The following is a 19,858-nucleotide window of genomic DNA, read 5'->3' on the forward strand; positions in this document are numbered from 1 at the left end:
TTTATTAATTATGAAAAAACTTGTATTTAAGGAGCAAATGGACTTTTCCTATGTAGAGGAAGAAATTCTCTGTATTACAATGGGAAATAAACAAGATATTATAATTTTAGTATTAGAAAAAAAGATTAAAGATACCTATTATTATAAAATTATACATTCGTTGAAAAATGGTGATGTTAAAGAATATATTATAGAAAATAATCAATATTTTAACTTTATTCAACCTTTAGGAGAAAATTGGATTTTGGTCAAAAGTTTCGTTGAGAAAAAGAAAGATACAACAGCTACAATTTTTGATAAAAAAGGAACAGCTATTGACTCGTATTACTTAGGAAATGGAATAAAATATTGTCAAGTTGATGAAGATGAAAATATATTGGTTGGTTATAATGAAGAAGGCATATTTACTTCTGTAGATGAATTGTTTATTTCAGATGAAGAGTTTGACTCAATAGATTGGGAAAATATACATGATAATAATAAATTTGAAAAGAGCGGATTAGCTATTTTCTCTAAGAATGGCGATTTAATTACTAATGAATTCAATAATTCAATAAGAAGATCTGTCTGTGATTGTAGAGCAATAAATATACAAAAGATAGATGACATTCTTATGTCTTACTATAATGAACAAGGAACATATACATTCACACAAATTAATAAAGAACGATACGAACAAGTTATCCTTTATGAAACAACAATGAATCATACATCACCATATATAAAAGTGAAAAATAACATTATCTTTGGTGTAGATAACAATCAAATGCATGCATATTCACTTGTAAATAAAAAATTAGCAACCCTGTTAACGGTAGATAGCGATGAAACCCCTATTCAATTTGATTATATTTTTTCAAGGGATCAAACAATATATGCTGTTAAAGGTAAAAGTGTATTTTTCTGGGAACAACATGGGGTTTTAGAAGCAGGAGAATAAATAGAAAATAATTTTTAGAAAAAAGAGCTGATAGTGAAATGACCCCTAAAGATTAGACACGGTTATTTCATTAGGCAGCTTGATAAAAGTGAGTCCGGTATTGCACGAGGCCACTGAAAAAGTGGTTGCTTTGAAAAAAACATGTATTTTATCAATATGCTGAAATTAAAAAGGATCCCAATACCTGTATATAGTAGGTGATGGGGTTCTTTTTCTGATAAAGCGGAGGCAAATATATGAATAAATTAGGGTTTAGAGTTATTCGCGGGGAAGAGGGATATAGCCATTATTTTGGTGGAGAAACTTGGAAAGTTCCTATATGTCCGCAATGTAATGAACAAGCGCATCAAATATTTACCTTTGATTTGAATGATTCTAGATTAGAGGAACTTAAGACAGATGAATTAAGAGAGTTGCCATTAATCACTTGTTTAAATTGTTCCTTATATGAAGATATGCAAAATTTCAAAATAAATATAATGGAACGTTCTATACATACCATTACTCAAAGTGAGATGTTTGATTGGAAGTATGAATTAATTGATAAGATACCAGTTCCTTTGCCGAAATATGATATGAAATTAATAACGATGGAGAATTATGATGTCCCTTGTGATGAAGATGAATATGACCAAGCTTTTGATGCTATGGGAAGAGATTATATTTGTAGAATACTTGGAGCGCCTTTATACATAGACGATTCTATACAGGCAACGTGTCCTTGTTGCTCGAAAAGTATGGACTATGTGGCTATGTTGACCGGAGAAGATTATGGGAATGAAGGGGGACTTACAGGAGGAATAACGTTTCAAATAGGAGAGAGTTTTTTATATTTTTATCTATGTAAAGAATGTCTAATCATACAAACTTCCATGCAGAGCACTTAAGTTTGTTCCGCGGTCTGAACGGTTTATTTGAATGAGAAGAGAAAGCGCACCATTTATAAATGTAGAAAAAGAATAAGGGATAATAGAAATTTTATCAATAGTTTGAGTTACATTAGGATGTATAAAAGAGGTGGTATCAATGTTAAAACGAGAGCCTTCAAAGCTCATAATAGAAGGAAATCAACTTTACATACCTTTGGTGCATTGTATCATACGGGATAACTATATTGTTATGGATTCTAAATCTCGAAAGGTACAGTTTAAAATTATATGTCCAACATATAAGACGTTAGTAGAAGATGATGTTTTGGATATATATTTAAATAAGTATCCTGATTTTATTCATAAGGAACAAAGTTATTACTATAAAGAGTTTAACTTTCAAGGATCAAAAATAAACATTGAGGGACAATTCTTTGAGATTTTGAATGGGAATATTCAAATTGACTATTTATCTATAAGGACTTTTTCTGTAGAAATGGAATTAGAATTAAAAGAGAATAATGGTTTAAGAACGATGGCTACTTTATATTTATATCCCCTTATTAAGGAATCAGTAACGAGTGAGAGAAATATGTACTTTAGTAATCTTATTCCTAAAATAGTTAAAGAGGTAGGGGCACCGGTGGGTTCAACTAACGGAAAACCGATAGAGGAGCTAAGTCTTGAAGATTTTTCTTTTTCATCCATTTGGGAATGGGACTTAGAAAATGAAAGCTTTGAGTATCAAGATGAAACTTGGGTCAGACCATCAACTGTTAAGAGTATATTTGAAATAGATAATATGGATGTCTTTATAAAAGCAGACTTATTATTAAAGGACGATGATAATTTATACAAATGTATTTTAAACATAGATGTAGACCAAATAGCGCAGACTTTTTCTGTTATAGAAGGAGCTGTATTTATAAATGAAGAGTATATCGATTTAAGAGATTTTTTATTCAATCCAAAAGCAAATATACAGAAGATAGTTTTTTATATCCAAGATCAACCATTTGAAAAGATGAGTCCAATAAATTATAGAAAGCAACAATGGGATTTAACATTTTCTTGGAGTAAGTAAGGTGAAGTATATAAAATAATAATTGAGAGTAAGCGTCAAACTTATTAATATTAAGGGAGTTTGAGGCTTATTTTTTATGTTTAGAGTAAATGAGAGGGTTTTTATCTATATGAAAGATATTGTATGTAAAGAGTTAATCAGTTTTAAGTCTATTCTTGAAGCTTATCGATTTAGAAAAATGAACGTGGACATAAACAAAATATAATTTTATTAGTACAAGATAATCAGGATCGCCCTTGTATTATTTATTTGGATAAAAATAATGAGAGTATAAGTAATATTAATTTAAATGTAGATATAGATGTTGAATCTGTTCAATGTATGCAACGAATCGGAGAGAGAGGGTTGCTTATATTTAATTATAAAGATGAGAATGCAGTTATTTATAATCCGGATGGAAGTGAATATGTTAAGTTTTATGCAGGAGAAGGGATTCAAGATTGTCAGGTTGATGTGAATGAAGATATTTGGGTTAGTTATTGTGATGAAGGGATTTTTGGAGAGTGCCCAATTGGAGCAAATGGTATAGTTGCTTTTGATTCTACAGGTCAATTAATTTTTGATAGTTATGATCAATATGTAGAAAAATATAATATACCGTATATAGATGATTGTTACGCAATGAATGTGTTAGATGGAGACGTTTGGCTCTATTATTATTCAGAATTTCCTTTAGTTCAAATGAAAGATAAAAAATTTCATATGTCGTGGAATGAAATAAAGGTAACTATGGAAATATGGTCGAAAAGTTTTGCGGTTGCTCAAGATAAAGTAGTATTTATTACGCAAGATAAAAAGTTGGTTGTTTATGATTTAAATAATAATCATATGCATGATATGAATCTTCGTAATGAACTAGGAGAGCAGGTTCAATTTGTGAATTATTATAGCCGCGGATCTGTTATGTACTTTCAGACGGATGATACGCTTTATTATATTGATGTACTTAATATGTGAGGGAATAATAGAAAGAAAGCTAAGTGTATTAGAGTGTTAAGTTTGTATGAAAAGAGTTGAAATTATGCACAATATTATTATAAAAAAATTGGAACCTGTATATGGGAAAGATACAAAAACTGTAAGAACGGGAACTAGGGTATTTGGAAATATAGATAAAGTTAATTGGATGAACGTGGTTAATCCGCCACTTAGTAAAGAAGAGATTCAAGTATTTGAAGATGAGATGGAAACTGTATTTCTAGAACCATATAAATATCTACTATCTCTTATGAACGGAAGCTTTTTAGCGAATTTAGTTCGTATAGCAGGGCAGCCGAAAGTGGGTGGTCTTTCTGATGAGGAAGAATATTTTCAACCGTTTGATTTGTATAGCTTTCAACAACTATATGCTTCTAAAAAAATTCCTGATTCATATTTTGTCTTTGCAGATTCAATGGATTTGGGCACAATATATGCTATTAGCGAAGAGAATAGAGTATTAGAATTACATTTAAGAAATAAGAAAGTTTTAAGAGATCTAGGAACCATGGATGAGTGGTTAGATTTATTATTAGAAGAGGCAATACGAATATAAGTAAATTTAATGAACGACTAAGATGGTACAATTAAAACGAGATTCAGCTGAATAGAAGAGTTTAGGTTTGAAGAGGATTAATTTGTAAAATTTTGTTGTAAAATAATAATCAGTGGGGATTTTCTCCACTGATTATTATTTTACGTTATTAGTAGTATGAGAAAGGATGTTTTTTCTTGAATTATCATAGTAAAATAAAACAGCTTTTAGAGTGTGTAAATTGTTTAGAAGATAATGAAATTGAGTTAGATTGCGACGGAGAAGAAATTACAATAGAGTTATTTAATAGTGAAGAAATAGAAGAAGGACAGATTGGATACAGTATTACCGATAATGGGGAAAATTTAATGAGTAATGAAGAAGGATCTTGGCAAGAAAGTTGGATGGTAATTGGCTTAGATTCATATATAGGAGATCCTATTTTTGTAGATACTAAAGGTATAGGGTGTGCAGTGTACACTGCTGAACATGGAGAGGGAATTTGGACTCCCGTGCTTGTAGCAGAAAGTATAGATCAGGTAATTCAAGCGGTTAAGGAGAAATAAATTGCTGAAGAAGGTGTCTCAAAAGGTCATTAAAAATGCTCTTTTGGAGACACCCTCTTTCTTTATATAGATAGATTTTTATTGGCTATGAAATCACAAGAATAAACATTGTTTAATCACTATAATCCTTACATTGATATTGTTGCAATGATAGATCCAAATAGAGAGGTTGTAGTTAATGAATGAAGATGCATGGGTAATGTTTTGAAAAGTGATACGAAAGGATTTTGTTATTTAAATAAAAACCGAACCACCATCTAAATGGCGGTTCGGTTTTCTTTATCTATTTTTTCTCAACTAATTTTTTATTCTTCCAATCCAGTGTGAACAACTTATTAAATGTTTTTTGATCAACGTCTTTTACGTTGTTTCCAACCCAGTTTGCAGTTCCGAATGTGTAGCCTGGACGAAGTTGGTAGTCGTCGGCGTGTTTTGTATAAGCGACTTGTAGGTTAGATTGGTCTGTATTTTTTTCAGAGATAACAACAGCGATCATACCAGGAGAGAAACCGCTATTTGTTAGCGCTGGAAGTTGATCCATCGGTATTAAATTACCTTTTGCATCAGATTCATATAGGTATGTGCGAGAGTACATGAACAGTTGGTTTCCGTATAAAGAATGGTAGGAATCACGTGTGTAAATACCCCAGTTTTGATTGTTATATCCGTTAAAGAATACGTTCCATTTTACGTTTTTATTTGTTTGGTCAATTAAATTTGTTTTATAACTTGTTTGTTTATAGCTTACAGAGTCAGACCAAGTTACTTGACCAGTTGCACCCGTTTCAGCGCTAGGTCCATTTGGCGTTGCAGAAGCTTTAACAGAACCGCCAAGTTGATAAGATACACTAGAGGTTACAGTCGTTTCTTCTACAGCATTTGTAGGTGCTACGTTAAAGAAACGGGCGCTGTTATCTTGAAGATTAAAGGCAATATCATATTGTGAAGGATAGCGTAATGTTGCACTAGCGCCAGGGATTGGGTAGTTATCAATAGGCGCACTACTTATAGTAGGATTTGCTTTTAGAAAACTACCAGTTGTATTAATAACGGCAATCTGTTTATCAGCGCTTGGATCATCAATAAAAGTTACCTTTAAAGACATTGTCATATTATCAGTTTGATCATTATTAAATGTATTATAGCTCGTATGTGTTTTTGCATTTTGCCCAATATCTGTTACAACTTGTGACGTCGTTTGAGCATAAGCAGCAGGTGTTGAAAGAGTTAAAGCGCTACTAGCAAAAACAGCGGATAATGCTAAACATTTTAAATATGTTTTAGAACGTTTCATGCAATCACTTCCTTTTATTTTTGTCGATATATGTCGTATTTCATTTATATCGTAACATAAAAATAAAACAGAATAGATGGTTATGCAGAATTGCATAGGTGAGTTTTGAATAATGAAATTTTATGAATCCTTCTCAAGAGAATTGTCGCTGTATTGTTTATATATTCCTCTTCATCAACTCCCCAACTTGCGTCGCAACAAACGCAACAACACTAAACAGTTAGAGGTTTTTATTGTGAAGATCGCTGTGCTTAATATTTACGTTATAAGTGCATAACAAGTTATAATAGAAGAAATGAATAAGGAGGCTAGTTGTGAAGAATCTTCGTTATCTCAATATATTTACGATATTAATTATATACACACTACTTATGCTTTACATAGGCTGGAACGGATGGGTTTGGCTTAGCACGGTATTTGGCTGGGAGTCTTGGGGATATTACGCTTTCATAGTTGGCTTCATTTCATATGCGTACATTCTCGTGCAAGTGTTTAAGTTTTTGCCTTTCCTAAGAACGATAGGTTCGATTTGGTTTGCGGTTATACAATACGCGCTTATGTTATTGCCGTTAGCTAATATTACAGTCTTTCTTTTACAGTTTGTAGTAGAGAAAGAAGCGGCAATTATTTGGACAGGGGCAGCTGTGTTAGCTGCATTTATCTTTATCTTTGCGTACGGAGTATTTAATGCATATAGCCCGGTAGTAAGAAAGTATGAGGTGCACATTCCGAAAAAAGTAGAGGGACGTAAAAGCTTACGCATTGCGATGGCTTCTGATATGCATTTTGGTAAATTATCTGGCGTTTCGCATTTGAAAAGGCTTGTTCGTCATGTAAATGAAATGGAGCCTGATATTATTTTACTGCCTGGTGATATTATAGATGATCATCCAGGTGTGTTCATTCAAAAAAATATGGGACATATTATGAAACAAATGACAGCTCCACTAGGCGTATATGGTGTGTTAGGAAACCACGAATATTACGGGCGAGCAGTTCCAGAATTTTTACAAGAGATGGATAAGATCGATATTCGTATTTTGTTAGATGAAGTGATCACCATTGAAGATGACTTCTATCTCGTTGGCAGAAGAGATAAAACAGAGCGAGATCGCCAAAGCTTTGAAAAACTTATGAGTGCAGTGGATAAATCGATGCCAGTTATCGCAATGGATCACCAACCATTTGAGTTAAAACAAGCAGCGGATGCTGGCGTAGATTTACTATTATCCGGTCACACGCACCGCGGACAAATGGCGCCAAATCATATTGTAACGAGAAGAATGTACGAACTAGACTGGGGATACGCACAAAAAGGTGCATTCCACGCAATTGTTTCTTCTGGTTTCGGATTTTGGGGACCACCGCTTAGACTTGGAAGTAGGTCGGAGATTGTACAGGTAGAGGTTACGTTTGAATAAGTGTATGTAATAGAGAGCTAATGGCTCTCTATTTTTACAAATAAAAAAAGGCTCCACATAAGGAGCACTCAATAAAAATAAATGAATTAAAACAAATAACAGACATGTATAATATATAATATTAAAAGTTTAATATCGATATATTTAGATTTATTATTTTTATAGTGTTCATTTCATAAAAGAGGTACGATTATAAGACTCGGCTGAAATAAAGGGGGATTATAAGTGATCATATCAGATGTACTATACGGAGAATTTGAAGTGGATCCAGTAGTAGGAGAATTAATCTTAAGTAAGTCTGTGCAAAGACTTAAAGGTATTCATCAAAATGGCGCAAGCTACTTAATAAATGAGAAATGGAATGTAACGCGCTTTGATCATTCAGTTGGTGTTATGTTGTTAGTTAAAAAACTAGGTGGTTCAGTAGAAGAGCAAATTGCAGGTTTACTGCATGACGTATCACATACTGCTTTTTCTCACGTGATTGATTACGTTTTTGATAATAGAAATGAAAGTTATCATGAAGAGATATTTAGTTCTGTCGTGAAAAACTCAGACATTCCAGCTATCCTTGCGAAGTATGGTTATAACTATGAAGATATTTTGTTAGATGATTCGAAGTGGACGTTACTGGAAAGATCAGCACCAGAATTATGTGCAGACAGAGTGGATTATACGTTACGAGATATGTATACATACGGATATATTTCTTTAGAAGAGGTTCATAGATTTTTAGAGAATATTATTGCAGTAGAGGGGAAAATGGTCCTTCAAAATATCGAAATAGCTGAATGGTTTACACAAACGTATTACAAAGAAGTAATCGATTTCTTTATGCAACCAATGAATATTTACGGAAATGATATGTTAGCGAAAACGCTAAAGTTAGCTCTGCATAAAGAGGTTATTCATGCAGATAATTTTCTTCTTGAAGATGATGAGCTAATCTCGAAATTACAGCAATGTAGTGATCCAGAAGTACATGCTTTATTAAGAAAAGTCCATCCGAATGTAAAAGTAAAAGAAGATAGAAATGATTATGATTTATATCAGAACAATAAAGTACGCCTTATTGATCCGCCGTTACTTCGTGCAGGTGAAGTTATTCACTCGTCTGTTGTGTCAGAAAACATAAGGAAGATGAGTGAGGTCGCTTATGAAAAAGCGGTGAGAGGGATGTATGTGAAAGTGATTTCGGATTAACAGAAAGAAGGTATCATCACATAAGATGATACCTTCTTTCTATTCATCTAATATTTTCCACTCATTTCCCCAATCCTTCATTGCGTCAAAAATAGGACGGAGTGTCTCCCCTTTTTTTGTTAGTGAATATTCCACATGAGGTGGCATAGTTGAGTAGATCGTTCTCTTTATAATATTTTCTTGTTCAAGTTCTTTTAAGCGAAGAGATAGAGTGCGTGGGCTAATACCGTTTAGGCATCTTTCAAGCTCAGCAAAACGTTTAGGACTATAAAACAAATCTCTTAAAATTAAGAAAGTCCACTTTCCGCCTATTACAGACATTGTTTTTTCAATAGGGCATTTTAATAAAGTTTCTTCATTTGTATTTTCCATATAAACACTCCTTACTATATAAAAGTATAGGTACTATATAAAAAATCAGTACTTTTATAAATGAAGTACTTTATTTATTATAGTCCTAAAGGAATATATAGGTAAATTACTAATTTTTGAAAGGGGAGTAAGCAAGTGAGTGGAGTGGCTAGTAGAAATTTAGATGTTCAAACAAAGGAGAACTCGGGTATTATCATTTTAATCGCTTTGGCAATGGGATTTATTATGGCAACTTTAGATGTAACAGTAGTAAATGTTGCAGTGGTAAATATTCAAGAAACATTAGGACTGGCATTGTATAGTTCGACATGGATTGTCGACGGATATATTTTATCTTTTGCGGCATTATTATTGGCTGGAGGGGCGCTGGCCAATCGTTTTGGAGCAAAAAGAATATATATGATTGGTTTAATTATTTTTGTGTTCGCATCTCTTTTATGTGCGGTTGCTACAACGGGGAACGCTCTTGTTATAGGCCGGATAATTCAAGGTGTTGGAGCGGCTTTATTTATGCCAAGTTCACTTAGTTTATTAGTATTATCGTTTCCAGATGAAAAGAAGAGAGCTAAAATGTTTGGGATATGGTCCGCAATTGTCTCCATTGCTTCTGGTACGGGTCCTTTTATTGGTGGCCTTTTAGTAAATACATTTGGCTGGCGAAGCATTTTTATTATAAATTTTCCAATCGGGATAACTGGTATTTTAATGGCATTTATAATTATTCCAAATGTTTTACCGAAAAAGGAGAAAATAAATGTAGCGAATCATTTAATCGGTATAATTGCAATAACATTGTTGGCGTTTACTCTAATTGAAGGGCCAAGTTACGGATGGTCCTCGCCTCAAATTTTAGGAGGAATAGTAGGGATGGTATTAACCGCTATTCTCTTTGTTTATGCAGAACGAAAGTCAAAAAACTCGGTTGTGCCAAGAGTGTTGTTCCAAAATGAGACGTTTACCTCAGCAAATATAGTTGGGTTTCTAATAAACTTCGCTTTATTTGGCGGCATATTTATGTTTGGACTCTTTTTGCAAAAAGCATATGGAGCAAGCCCGTTTGTAGCAGGACTACAACTATTGCCAATGATGAGTGTATTTGTTATTGGGAATGTATTATTTGCAAAAATGGTGACTAAGTTTAGCTCAAAGTCGTTATTATTCATAGCGTTATTTATAGCTAGTATAGGATCTTTATTATTAATGCTTTTAGTAAATAATGTGAGTTATATAGGAATTGCAATCATTTATAGTGTTGTTAATCTTGGAATCGGTATAGCAGTACCTGCCATGACTACAATTGTAATGAAATCTGCCGGTAGTGAAAATGGGAATATGGCTGGAGCAACTTTAAATGTAAATCGTCAAATTGGTGCATTAGTCGGTATAGCAATTATGGGAATCATTTTAAATGGATCATCCAATTGGTACAGAGGGGCAAGCTATAGCTTTTTAGTTATTGGCCTTTCCTATCTATGTGCAGCATTTTTAGTTTGGAAGTTTGTGGAGAGGGAATAAAAAAGAAGAGCATCACTCCTAGATGCTCTTCTTTTCCCAAATCACTGATTAAACCAATTCCAAACCTCAATATCTCCAAGAGTCGCATAACGAACGTGAGGCGAGTTTTGTAATTTTAATAACTCTTTCGACGGGCCTGTAATGACAATGCCATATACTTTCACACCGTTCTCTTTTACATACTCATAACGCTTATCTAAGTTCAGCTCTTTTTCAGAAGTCTGAGTAGTTTTACTTACAGTTTCTTTATGCTCAGAAAGAATACGCATCATTTCGATTACTTCATCTTCTTTTGTCTTTGGTCGTTTTGCTTCATTATCGGGGAGATTTATATGTTCTGGAAATCCAATAATCTCTCGGCCATGTAGGATAAAATCATTTTCATTTATTCTTTCTTGCCCTGTGTCTAAAGCGTACCAAATAGGAGTTGGTGGCATTTCTTGCGCTTCAAATACGTTATATAAAAGGGATTCTAATTCTTGTAATGTGTAAGGTTTGTCAAAAGATAGCGCTACTTCTGCAACGGTGCCCTCATGTATCTTTCCAAGTGTATCCCAAACTTTTTTAGATATTTCTTTCAAATGCTCATCTTGCTTAATTTTTGGGTGAACAAAGGAAAGTTTTTTTGAATAGAGTTTATTTGCCCAAGATTGATTTGTGTCAGTTACAGATGATAAGAAACTACGCGTTGTTACTGTGCCAATTGGAAGTTCTTTTTTGCCAACCGTTTTAACTAAATTTATTTCATTTTCTGCACGAAAAAAGGGTTTTATTTTTGTACTGCCTCCAGTGGAACGACTATTTGGAATTGTTGCTTCTAGTGCGAGTGCTGGAATCTCATTTACTTCAACTAATTTTTTCATATTATAGAAGTAAAAAGAAGATGAAAAATGACCAACAAAATAGATTGCTATACAAGCGGCAAGGACAAAACTAACGGTTTGCCAACGCTGTTTCCATTTTATTTTCCAAAATGGGACTTTCAGATTTTGTGGCGGTAGTCTTTTCTTTATCGGTTCACTCTTCGAAAGCAACTCATCTAAGTACACTTCACACTCTTTACATGTCTCAATATGACTTTCTAACTGCTCTTGTTCATCATGCGTGAGCGTTCCATTTTTGTATTTCTCCCACAGTTTTTTAAACTCTGTACAACCCATCCTGATCACTCCTTTATGCTTTTCGTTTCTTTTCGTCCCCTGTGTAATTCAATTTTCACTTTTGCTAGTGAGAGACCAGTCATTTCTGCTATTTCCTTATACGAGAATCCGTAGTAATCTCGTAGTAGCAGGACATTTCGTCTTTCAAGGGGAAGAGAAGATAAGCTGTTTAACCAACTAGCAATCTCATGTTTTACGAAATATTCATGTTCTGTACTTGGTACGTTTGGTAAATGGAATTCTTCCACTGTAGTTGTTTTATATTTTTTCTCTTTTCGATACCAATCGATAAAGGCGTTGTAGGCAATTGTAAATAACCACGGTCTAATTTCTTCGCCTTTGTAATAATCAATATGGACGAGCATGCGGTAAAATGTTTCTTGCATGAGATCTTCCGCATAGTGGGAATCTCCGGTTAGGGAGAGAAGATAGCGAAATAAATCATGCATATGATCTGAATAAATTTCTTCTAATGATTGGTTGCGTTTCACTACATTTCCCTCCCTTCATACATAACAACGAAATACATATAAAAAAGTTACATTTGTTTTTGGAATTATAGTAAAAAACGTCAAGAATTGGATAAGATTCTCTTTTATCATAATACATATAAGGCGGGTGAACAGAGATGGAAAGCTATGAAACACAAATTCAAAGGTCCATTGATTATATTGAGGAAGATGTAATGGAAAAACAGACGCTGCGTAATTTAGCGCGTATTGCAGGTTTTTCTGAGTCGCATTTTCATCGTGTATTCCAGGCGTTAGTAGGTGATACGGTAATGGAGTATGTTCGAAAGAGGAGGTTAGCCCGGGCAGCTTACCAACTTTCTCATACGGATGAAAAAGTTATTGATATCGCATTTGAGCATGGCTTTCAATCTCACGAAACGTTCACGAGAGCCTTTAAAAAATTATTTCAAATGACACCAAGTGAATATCGAAAACGAGAAATTGAAACACCGATGTATTACAGCGTGAATGTAAATCAAAGAAAATTAAATCCGTATTTAGGAGGCATACAAATGGAATATCGTATTGTAAATAAACCAGAATTTTTAGTGGCGGGTTATGAACTGAAGACGACGAGTAAAGAAGGAAAAAACCATCAAGACATTCCAGCATTTTGGCAAGAATATTTACAAAAAGATCTTGGAACGACGATTCCGAATCGTAAAGATACGAGCCAATGGGTAGAGCTTGGATTATGTACTGATTTTAATTTAGAAACAGGGGACTTCACGTATATTATTGGAATGGAAGTTACAGACTTTGAAAATGTACCAAATGAAGTTGCAAAGCGTACGTTCCCAGCAGCGACATATGCAGTATTTACAACGCCGAAAGTTCCTCATGAAGAAATGGTATCGTCTATTCACCAAACTTGGAATGCAGTGTTCTCAGAATGGTTCCCGCATTCAGGCTATGAACATTGCGGCGTTACTGAGTTTGAATTATATGATGAGCGTTGTCATGAAGATAAGAGTGAGTTTGCTCAAGTAGAACTTTGGATACCGGTGAAGAAAAAATAATAGAGTGAGAGCGAGTCATTGAGAAATGATTCGCTTTTTTATAAAGGGGGAATGGGACGATGTTCAAAAAACTAGAATGTGTATCTATACATACGAAGGATATAGAAAGATCCGTTTCTTTTTATAAAGAAATGGGAATGAAGCAAAACTGGGTTATAGAAAGAGAATTAGAAGAAGGGGCTATTTGGACGTTAATAGGATTGAAGTTTCCAGATGAGAAAAGTTCGGAGTTAGTAATAAGCAATCATCCGGATATAAATTTTATGGAAATCGAAGTATTAGTAGAAGATGTGCAACAAACGTATGAAAGTTTAAAAGATAATAAAGATGTAAAATGGATTCGAGAACCATTTCCAACAGAATCAGGACACGTTGCGGTAATGGAAGCACCTGATGAGAATGTGTTTGTGTTAGTAGGGAAATAGCTGAAATACGGAGTGACCTTTCATAGTGAGTTGTGAGAGGTTATTTTTTATGGTAAGGGAGGAGGATTGTTTGTCGGTAAATCGATATAATTTCATTTACCGCCGAACTACCAAGAAAATAGAGTTCATTCACCAAAAAAGAAAAGGCGCCATATAGCGCCTTTTCTACGAACGAAACGGGAACACAAGTATAATTGACGTTCCTTTTCCAAGTTCGCTATCGATAGAAATTGTTCCGTTATGAGCATGAACGAGCTGTTTCGTAATGGCGAGGCCAAGTCCAGTTCCGATGTTGCTTTCTTCTGTATTCGTTCCTCGGTAATACCGTTCAAATAGAAGCTCTTTCGTTTTATCATCCATTCCTTTTCCGTTATCTGAAATAGAGAGTGTAAATGAAGTAGCGTTTTGCGAAAGTTTTACCATGACATTAGTCGTTTCATTATTATGTTTTACAGCGTTTACGAGTAAGTTTTCGATAATACGCTGGAACCATTTTTCTTCAATGAAATATTGAATTTTATTTGAGCTTGGTACGAATTCAATATTTTGATTTTGAAGTGTCGGATTATTAATAAATTGTAATAATACTTTTTGGACGAATTGATTCATTTCAATGTTCACATGCTGCCCAGGAAGACTGTTATTTTTTAATTGATACGTTAAGCTTAAATCATCAATTAATGTAGTCATATATTGAGATTTTTCTTTCATAACACTACCAAATTGCTGAATGTCATGATCGGTCCAGTTATACTGTTTTGATTCTAGTAATAATGCGTAGCCATATATGGAACTAAGTGGCGTTTTTAAATCGTGTGTTAGACCAGTAATCCATTCTTCCCGTGTTTGCTGCAGTACTTGCCTCATTGCATCATTTTTTTTGAGTGTAATAGAAAGATGTTCTAGTGAATTTGTAACATCACTAAATAAGCGGAATGACCATTTTTCTTTACCAGATCGCCTGAACCTAATAGGTTTACCCTTTTTACTAACAGGCTCTTCGTACTTGCCACCAGCGATGTTTTTAAGCCAGCGCATCGCATGTAATAACGGTTTTCCGAATTTATTACCGTACCAAATAGAAAGAATGACTAAATAAACAAATACGATAAGAAGGATTAATCCACATCCGATGAGAAACTTCTTAGTAAATATATCTTCTATTTCATCATCTGGGTAGTAGTGCTCATTTTTGGCAGTTACAACAAGGAGATGATTGCTATTTGTGTCATAAAAGCTAGACGTGTTTTCCTTATGATTCCACGGTTCTTTTTCGCTAAGAGCGGCTTGTATAATAGAAAATGTTTTTTTCTTTCCGTTTGGATAGGAGAATACTTCTTCGCCAACGCTATTAAAGATTTGAAGTGTTGCTTTTTCTTTAGAAAGTAACTGTTTTTCTTCTTCTGTTAATGTGAACGAATCCGTAGATACAGAAGGGTGCGTTTTCTGGATCGTTTTTAGTAATGCATTGCTTTTTAACATACCACCGTAAATAACAAGTACATTCTTTTCTTCTAATTCAATTTCCCAATATGTAAATGTATAAGGGCTTTCTATGTGATTCTTTATATACGAGAATAAAGATGCTTTCGTATAAGATGTTGGTACGTCACTAGGTGTATTAAAGTGATAGAGAACTTTTCCGTTTTCCTCTACAACTTGAATCCAATCATTTTTCTCCTTAATTAAGTCTTTTACTTCAGCTTTTAACGAAATATCGCCATCTTCTGAAGAGATATATCTTGCAATCATAAAATTATCAGAATCTGGAATGTTCGGTTCATATGAAGTACTCGTAACAAGAAAAATTAAATAAGTGAAAGCAGCTACTACAGCAATCAGTAACGTAACTAACACAAATACGTGCTGCAGGATAAACTGTATAATAAGTCGTTTATTAAAGTTCATATCGTCACCCTACTTTGTAATGAATTTATAGCCAAGTCCGCGAACGGTTTTTATATATTCTGGTTTACTTGGATCTTGTTCAATTTTTTCACGTAGTTTTCGAATGTGAACCATTACGGTATTATCATCGCCATTATAGGCAGGGGCTCCCCAAACTTTTTCGTATATTTCTTCTTTCGAAAATACGTAGTTCGGATTCTCGCAAAAGAAGAGTAGTAGCTGAAATAGCTGGGCGGAACATTCGACAATACGTCCATTTACTGTAAGTTCTGCGGAATGTTGATCAATTGCAAATCTGCCAAATGAACTGGAGTGTGCTTTTTGTTCGTGTGGTACTGCTTGTTTCATATGTCTTCGGAGTTGTGCTTTCATACGAGCTACTACTTCAAGTGGATTAAATGGCTTCGTAATATAATCATCTGCACCGTGTGAAAATCCAGATATTTTATCTAAATCAGATGTTTTAGCTGTGAGGAAGAAGATAGGGCAATCTGTTTTTTGACGAATGATTGGACAAATATCAAAACCAGATTGTCCAGGAAGCATGACATCTAAAATAATTAAATCGTAATCATTTTGCTCAGTGAGAGATAATGCTATTTCAGCCGATGTTGCAGTTGTAATATGAGAAAAACCTTCTTTTTCAAGAATGGTAGTTAGTAATTGTAAAATTGCTGTTTCATCATCAACGAGCAAAATATTTGCTTGATACATAAAAAATCCCTCCTAATTTTCTCGAATATCATATCATCTTTCTGTAACTTATGGAATTTTTAAGGAAATTTTAAGGTTTTCTTTCTCAAAAAATTAAGAATCAGATGATATGATAAAAGTAACATAGGGGAGGAGATGAGTGTGAATCCGTTTCAAACGATGCGAGCTAGATATTTTTTAATTGTATTTGCACTATTAACGTTAGTTGCAAGAATCAGTAATGAATTGATAGAAAATACATTTCATATGCAAAATTCTTCTTTTATAAATATTCTTATATTCTATATCCTTCCGATTACATGGATTTTTTTTGAGTGTAGAAAACACCGTGTTTCCTTTTCATTATTTATTAATAAAAATGAAACATTTAACCTGGTGCAAGTTTTATACATTGCACTTATGTTAGCCGTGTTTAGTTATGGATATCTTATTTTGTACATGTATAGTTTTGCATGGATTACACCGGAATTTATTATGAACGCATTACGTGAACCGATTATTGATAGTACAGGGGGATATGTATATCAAATTATTATGGTCGTGTTCATCGCACCAATTATTGGTGAATTTGTTTTTCGGGGATTTTTACTGCAACGCTTTGCAGCAAAATGGGGAACGAGTATAGCGATCATTGTAGTAGCTATGTTGTTTGCGTTGTTACATGTTGATTTCCTAGGCGCAGTAGTATTTAGCGTTGTACTATCAATCGTATATATTCGTACGAATAGTTTACTTATGCCAATTGCTATTCACATGTTAAACAATGCATTTGTAATCGGCGCTTCTTATTTAATAAATAAAGAAGAAATAATGAGTTTTGCAGATTTCTCAAATTATACGACCTTTTTCCCAGGACTTATTATTTTTATAACAGGATTAAACTTAGTACTCATCTTCTTATTTGTTAACCGCAAATATTGGAGTAAAGAAATGCCCGCTATATATGTAGAGCAGGAAAAAAGCTTTTCAGACGTAGTGGGAAGTAAATGAGATGAAGAAGACGATTGAAAAAATATTGAAAGACATTATAGATTCTACGTCTATTACAGATATGTGTGATAAAAGCGTTTGTCATTGGGTGCAACCCGTAGTAGATACGATTGTGTTTCCAGAGTATTACTTATTTTCTAGTACTCATGTAAAAGAAAATATTATTTCTCTTCTTATTGTGTTAGGGGGTTTACTAATATTTGGTCTAATTGTAGAAGAAATGATGAAGCGCATCTTCAGAAAAAATGAAGAGAAGCATATGTGGGTTCATAAAGTATTCGAGAAAGTAATAGTGGCTTTCCTTTTGTTTTATAGTATGAAAACAATCATTTACTTTATAGCTTTGAAACATCATTCATTCTAAATTTGAAAGGGATGTATAAAATTATATGAATGAAACAATATCATCAAATAAGTTTTTTTATTTGATTTTGCTTAGTATTGTGCTGATAACGACAGTCAATGTTATTCTTCGCTGGGAGGAAGCTTATTTCTTTATGTATTTAGCACTCCATTTATTAGGGATATTATGTATAAGCGGCGGAATAGTTGCTGAAAAAAAGAGTGAAGAAAGTATTAATTATATGTGTGTGACCGGTCTTATTTTACTATTAGCTGTACAAGGTATTATGAAATATAGTACTTTTTCTTTACAAGATTTTAGCTTATTAATGGATGTACTTCCTTAAGGGGGCGCGTTATGTTATCTAAGAAGCAAATAGGATACGTACTAGTTTTAATTGGATTTTTTACGCTTATTGTAACGACTTTATTTTTTCAAGACTATGAATATATACGTTATATAAAAGGCGTTGGCTTAATATGTTGGGTTGTAAGTACGTTTCTTATCCCAGAGTATGAAACGAAGAAAGTGTCTAAAGGTAGGTAAAACTCTTCTTTATGTAGAAGAGTTTTTTTTATGTAAATAGAGGGTTCTCGAGCAATTCGCGTAATAAGCTTGTTCTAATTTAGCATGTACGAACTTACAATAATAATAGACAGGCAGCATAGAGGAGGGAAAAGCGTGAGGAAGGTTATTGGGTGGTCGCTTTTTTTGTACGTTGGGTTTGCGTTATTTATATATTGGTATTTATTTGGATGGAATCATGAACTGATTCCGGACATGTATAAAGGAACGAGTGCAGATCCAGAAACGTTTATGAATGCAAGAGAGCTTACGCTAAGCCAAGATTATTCGCGCGTGAAAAATTTACTGTATTTTTTAGCGACGCCTCTTGAATGGATTATTTTATTATTTGTGCTTGTGCTCGGTATTTCAAAGAAGTTTGAGAAATGGTCGAAGGAAACGACGAAAATAAGTGTCCTGCAAGTTGCGATTTATTTCTTTTATTTATCATTACTTACAACAGTTCTTGCCCTGCCAATGCAATGGATTAGCCGAAAAGTGTCCGTTGATTACGGTATTTCAACGCAAAGTACACAAAGCTGGATAAAAGATCACGTTATCGGTTTTTGGGAGAGTTATGCGACGATGTTAATCGTAGTTACCGTTCTGTTATGGCTTATTCGCAAATTCCCAAAGAGATGGTGGCTAGCAGGGTGGGCGCTTTCTGTTCCATTTACAATCTTTTTAACATTCATACAGCCTGTCGTGATTGATCCACTGTATAACGACTTCTCGACGCTGAAAAATAAAGAATTAGAAACGAAAATTTTAGAGATGGCAGACAAAGCCGATATTCCTGCTAAACACGTATATGAAGTAAATATGTCGGAAAAAACGAATGCGTTAAATGCATATGTAACAGGAATAGGACTTAACTCGCGTATTGTAATGTGGGATACGACGCTTAAGCAATTAAAAGATAAAGAGATTTTATTTATAATGGCCCATGAAATGGGGCATTATGTTATGAAACATATATATTGGGGCGTTGCGAGTTATGTATTGCTATCGTTTATAGGGATGTATCTCATTAGTCGTATTATAAATATGTGTATTCGAAAATGGGGAGATACACTGCAAATTTCAAGAGTAGCATGTTTCTCAATTTTACCTTTATTTTTCTTAATTTCTTCTGTTCTCTCTTTTGCATCACAACCAGCAACAAACTATGTTTCTCGTATAGAAGAACGAGCGGCAGATCAATATGCTTTAGATATGACGAGGGACGGGAAATCTGGTGTAAAAACGTTTCAATATTTATCAAAAACGAGCTTAAGTCAAGTAAATCCGCCTGCGTTAGTGAAGTTTTTCTTATACACACATCCACCAATTTTCGAAAGAATTCATACGTTTGAACAATATGAGAAACAAAGCAAAAAGAAGTAGCTATTATGCTACTTCTTTTTTTATAGAGATATAAGTTTGATATTGGGAATATTTATCATT

General features: G+C 33.8%; 21 protein-coding genes and 1 pseudogene. 16 read left to right on the forward strand and 6 right to left on the reverse strand.

Annotation, left to right across the window (positions count from 1 at the left end; all coding sequences use genetic code 11):
• The first annotated feature begins 10 nt into the window (after positions 1-10).
• The 6 genes and pseudogenes from ATN06_RS05765 (at position 11) to ATN06_RS05790 (ending at position 4,972) form a co-directional block, all read left to right on the forward strand.
• Complete coding sequence (locus ATN06_RS05765) at positions 11-940, forward strand: hypothetical protein (protein ID WP_060629882.1); 930 nt, start codon at positions 11-13, stop codon at positions 938-940.
• Between the two features lie 236 nt (positions 941-1,176).
• On the forward strand, positions 1,177-1,827 hold the full coding sequence (locus ATN06_RS05770) for a hypothetical protein (protein ID WP_060629883.1): 651 nt from the start codon (positions 1,177-1,179) through the stop codon (positions 1,825-1,827).
• Positions 1,828-1,966: 139 nt separating this feature from the next.
• Complete coding sequence (locus ATN06_RS05775; RefSeq protein ID WP_060629884.1) at positions 1,967-2,893, forward strand: hypothetical protein; 927 nt, start codon at positions 1,967-1,969, stop codon at positions 2,891-2,893.
• 109 nt (positions 2,894-3,002) lie between these two features.
• Positions 3,003-3,850 (forward strand): annotated as a pseudogene (locus tag ATN06_RS28065) (hypothetical protein).
• A gap of 64 nt (positions 3,851-3,914) precedes the next feature.
• A complete protein-coding gene (locus ATN06_RS05785) occupies positions 3,915-4,427 on the forward strand; it encodes an SMI1/KNR4 family protein (RefSeq protein ID WP_060629885.1) in 513 nt (170 codons plus the stop codon).
• A gap of 176 nt (positions 4,428-4,603) precedes the next feature.
• The gene (locus ATN06_RS05790) at positions 4,604-4,972 is read left to right on the forward strand and encodes a hypothetical protein (protein WP_060629886.1); all 369 of its coding nucleotides are present in this window, start codon (positions 4,604-4,606) and stop codon (positions 4,970-4,972) included.
• 283 nt (positions 4,973-5,255) lie between these two features.
• On the opposite strand, the gene cytK2 is transcribed toward ATN06_RS05790, so the two are convergent.
• Entirely contained in the window at positions 5,256-6,266 is a 1,011-nt protein-coding gene (gene cytK2, locus ATN06_RS05795; RefSeq protein WP_060629887.1) for a beta-channel forming cytolysin CytK2, read from the reverse strand.
• 314 nt (positions 6,267-6,580) lie between these two features.
• Between cytK2 and ATN06_RS05800 the strand changes: the two genes are divergently transcribed.
• Both ATN06_RS05800 and ATN06_RS05805 read left to right on the forward strand, forming a co-directional pair.
• Positions 6,581-7,687: a metallophosphoesterase gene (locus ATN06_RS05800; RefSeq protein ID WP_060629888.1), complete on the forward strand. Its 1,107-nt coding sequence runs from the start codon at positions 6,581-6,583 to the stop codon at positions 7,685-7,687.
• Between the two features lie 225 nt (positions 7,688-7,912).
• Positions 7,913-8,890 carry an HD domain-containing protein gene (locus ATN06_RS05805; RefSeq protein WP_060629889.1) on the forward strand — a complete coding sequence of 326 codons (978 nt, stop codon included), beginning with the start codon at positions 7,913-7,915 and terminating at the stop codon, positions 8,888-8,890.
• A 39-nt stretch (positions 8,891-8,929) separates the two neighbouring features.
• Here the strand turns inward: ATN06_RS05805 and ATN06_RS05810 are convergent, their stop codons facing one another.
• On the reverse strand, positions 8,930-9,262 hold the full coding sequence (locus ATN06_RS05810; protein WP_060629890.1) for a winged helix-turn-helix transcriptional regulator: 333 nt from the start codon (positions 9,260-9,262) through the stop codon (positions 8,930-8,932).
• Between the two features lie 135 nt (positions 9,263-9,397).
• On the opposite strand from ATN06_RS05810, the gene ATN06_RS05815 reads away from it, so the two are divergent.
• Positions 9,398-10,777, forward strand: a complete 1,380-nt coding sequence (locus ATN06_RS05815; RefSeq protein ID WP_060629891.1) for an MFS transporter — start codon at positions 9,398-9,400, stop codon at positions 10,775-10,777.
• Between the two features lie 41 nt (positions 10,778-10,818).
• On the opposite strand, the gene ATN06_RS05820 is transcribed toward ATN06_RS05815, so the two are convergent.
• Positions 10,819-11,937, reverse strand: coding sequence for an anti-sigma factor (locus ATN06_RS05820; RefSeq protein ID WP_060629892.1), 1,119 nt, complete (start codon positions 11,935-11,937; stop codon positions 10,819-10,821).
• Between the two features lie 5 nt (positions 11,938-11,942).
• Positions 11,943-12,428, reverse strand: coding sequence for an RNA polymerase sigma factor (locus tag ATN06_RS05825; RefSeq protein ID WP_060629893.1), 486 nt, complete (start codon positions 12,426-12,428; stop codon positions 11,943-11,945).
• Between the two features lie 137 nt (positions 12,429-12,565).
• On the opposite strand from ATN06_RS05825, the gene ATN06_RS05830 reads away from it, so the two are divergent.
• Positions 12,566-13,468, forward strand: coding sequence for an AraC family transcriptional regulator (locus ATN06_RS05830; protein WP_060629894.1), 903 nt, complete (start codon positions 12,566-12,568; stop codon positions 13,466-13,468).
• A 59-nt stretch (positions 13,469-13,527) separates the two neighbouring features.
• On the forward strand, positions 13,528-13,893 hold the full coding sequence (locus tag ATN06_RS05835) for a VOC family protein (protein ID WP_048526616.1): 366 nt from the start codon (positions 13,528-13,530) through the stop codon (positions 13,891-13,893).
• A 165-nt stretch (positions 13,894-14,058) separates the two neighbouring features.
• Here ATN06_RS05835 and ATN06_RS05840 read toward each other — a convergent pair whose 3' ends face one another.
• Both ATN06_RS05840 and ATN06_RS05845 read right to left on the reverse strand, forming a co-directional pair.
• Positions 14,059-15,801 carry a sensor histidine kinase gene (locus ATN06_RS05840; protein WP_060629895.1) on the reverse strand — a complete coding sequence of 581 codons (1,743 nt, stop codon included), beginning with the start codon at positions 15,799-15,801 and terminating at the stop codon, positions 14,059-14,061.
• A gap of 9 nt (positions 15,802-15,810) precedes the next feature.
• Positions 15,811-16,515, reverse strand: coding sequence for a response regulator transcription factor (locus ATN06_RS05845; protein ID WP_060629896.1), 705 nt, complete (start codon positions 16,513-16,515; stop codon positions 15,811-15,813).
• A gap of 141 nt (positions 16,516-16,656) precedes the next feature.
• Between ATN06_RS05845 and ATN06_RS05850 the strand changes: the two genes are divergently transcribed.
• The 5 genes from ATN06_RS05850 to ATN06_RS05870 all read left to right on the forward strand — a co-directional run bounded on the left by ATN06_RS05850 (position 16,657) and on the right by ATN06_RS05870 (position 19,798).
• On the forward strand, positions 16,657-17,505 hold the full coding sequence (locus tag ATN06_RS05850) for a CPBP family intramembrane glutamic endopeptidase (RefSeq protein WP_060629897.1): 849 nt from the start codon (positions 16,657-16,659) through the stop codon (positions 17,503-17,505).
• 1 nt (position 17,506) lies between these two features.
• Positions 17,507-17,869, forward strand: coding sequence for a hypothetical protein (locus ATN06_RS05855; RefSeq protein ID WP_060629898.1), 363 nt, complete (start codon positions 17,507-17,509; stop codon positions 17,867-17,869).
• Between the two features lie 25 nt (positions 17,870-17,894).
• Positions 17,895-18,194, forward strand: coding sequence for a hypothetical protein (locus ATN06_RS05860; RefSeq protein WP_060629899.1), 300 nt, complete (start codon positions 17,895-17,897; stop codon positions 18,192-18,194).
• Positions 18,195-18,205: 11 nt separating this feature from the next.
• Positions 18,206-18,394 carry a hypothetical protein gene (locus ATN06_RS05865; protein ID WP_060629900.1) on the forward strand — a complete coding sequence of 63 codons (189 nt, stop codon included), beginning with the start codon at positions 18,206-18,208 and terminating at the stop codon, positions 18,392-18,394.
• 135 nt (positions 18,395-18,529) lie between these two features.
• Complete coding sequence (locus tag ATN06_RS05870; RefSeq protein WP_060629901.1) at positions 18,530-19,798, forward strand: M48 family metallopeptidase; 1,269 nt, start codon at positions 18,530-18,532, stop codon at positions 19,796-19,798.
• The last annotated feature ends 60 nt before the right edge of the window (positions 19,799-19,858 follow it).

The organism is Bacillus thuringiensis (assembly GCF_001455345.1).
GTDB lineage: Bacteria > Bacillota > Bacilli > Bacillales > Bacillaceae_G > Bacillus_A > Bacillus_A thuringiensis_N.

What these genes read in the sequence shown, in the direction of transcription:
- ATN06_RS05765 (WP_060629882.1), top strand. Translation starts at nt 11, where the DNA reads ATGAAAAAACTTGTATTTAAGGAGCAAATGGACTTTTCCTATGTAGAG.
- ATN06_RS05770 (WP_060629883.1), top strand. Translation starts at nt 1,177, where the DNA reads ATGAATAAATTAGGGTTTAGAGTTATTCGCGGGGAAGAGGGATATAGC.
- ATN06_RS05775 (WP_060629884.1), top strand. Translation starts at nt 1,967, where the DNA reads ATGTTAAAACGAGAGCCTTCAAAGCTCATAATAGAAGGAAATCAACTT.
- ATN06_RS05785 (WP_060629885.1), top strand. Translation starts at nt 3,915, where the DNA reads ATGCACAATATTATTATAAAAAAATTGGAACCTGTATATGGGAAAGAT.
- cytK2 (WP_060629887.1), bottom strand. Translation starts at nt 6,266, where the DNA reads ATGAAACGTTCTAAAACATATTTAAAATGTTTAGCATTATCCGCTGTT.
- ATN06_RS05810 (WP_060629890.1), bottom strand. Translation starts at nt 9,262, where the DNA reads ATGGAAAATACAAATGAAGAAACTTTATTAAAATGCCCTATTGAAAAA.
- ATN06_RS05820 (WP_060629892.1), bottom strand. Translation starts at nt 11,937, where the DNA reads ATGGGTTGTACAGAGTTTAAAAAACTGTGGGAGAAATACAAAAATGGA.
- ATN06_RS05830 (WP_060629894.1), top strand. Translation starts at nt 12,566, where the DNA reads ATGGAAAGCTATGAAACACAAATTCAAAGGTCCATTGATTATATTGAG.
- ATN06_RS05835 (WP_048526616.1), top strand. Translation starts at nt 13,528, where the DNA reads ATGTTCAAAAAACTAGAATGTGTATCTATACATACGAAGGATATAGAA.
- ATN06_RS05840 (WP_060629895.1), bottom strand. Translation starts at nt 15,801, where the DNA reads ATGAACTTTAATAAACGACTTATTATACAGTTTATCCTGCAGCACGTA.
- ATN06_RS05845 (WP_060629896.1), bottom strand. Translation starts at nt 16,515, where the DNA reads ATGTATCAAGCAAATATTTTGCTCGTTGATGATGAAACAGCAATTTTA.
- ATN06_RS05855 (WP_060629898.1), top strand. Translation starts at nt 17,507, where the DNA reads ATGAAGAAGACGATTGAAAAAATATTGAAAGACATTATAGATTCTACG.
- ATN06_RS05860 (WP_060629899.1), top strand. Translation starts at nt 17,895, where the DNA reads ATGAATGAAACAATATCATCAAATAAGTTTTTTTATTTGATTTTGCTT.
- ATN06_RS05865 (WP_060629900.1), top strand. Translation starts at nt 18,206, where the DNA reads ATGTTATCTAAGAAGCAAATAGGATACGTACTAGTTTTAATTGGATTT.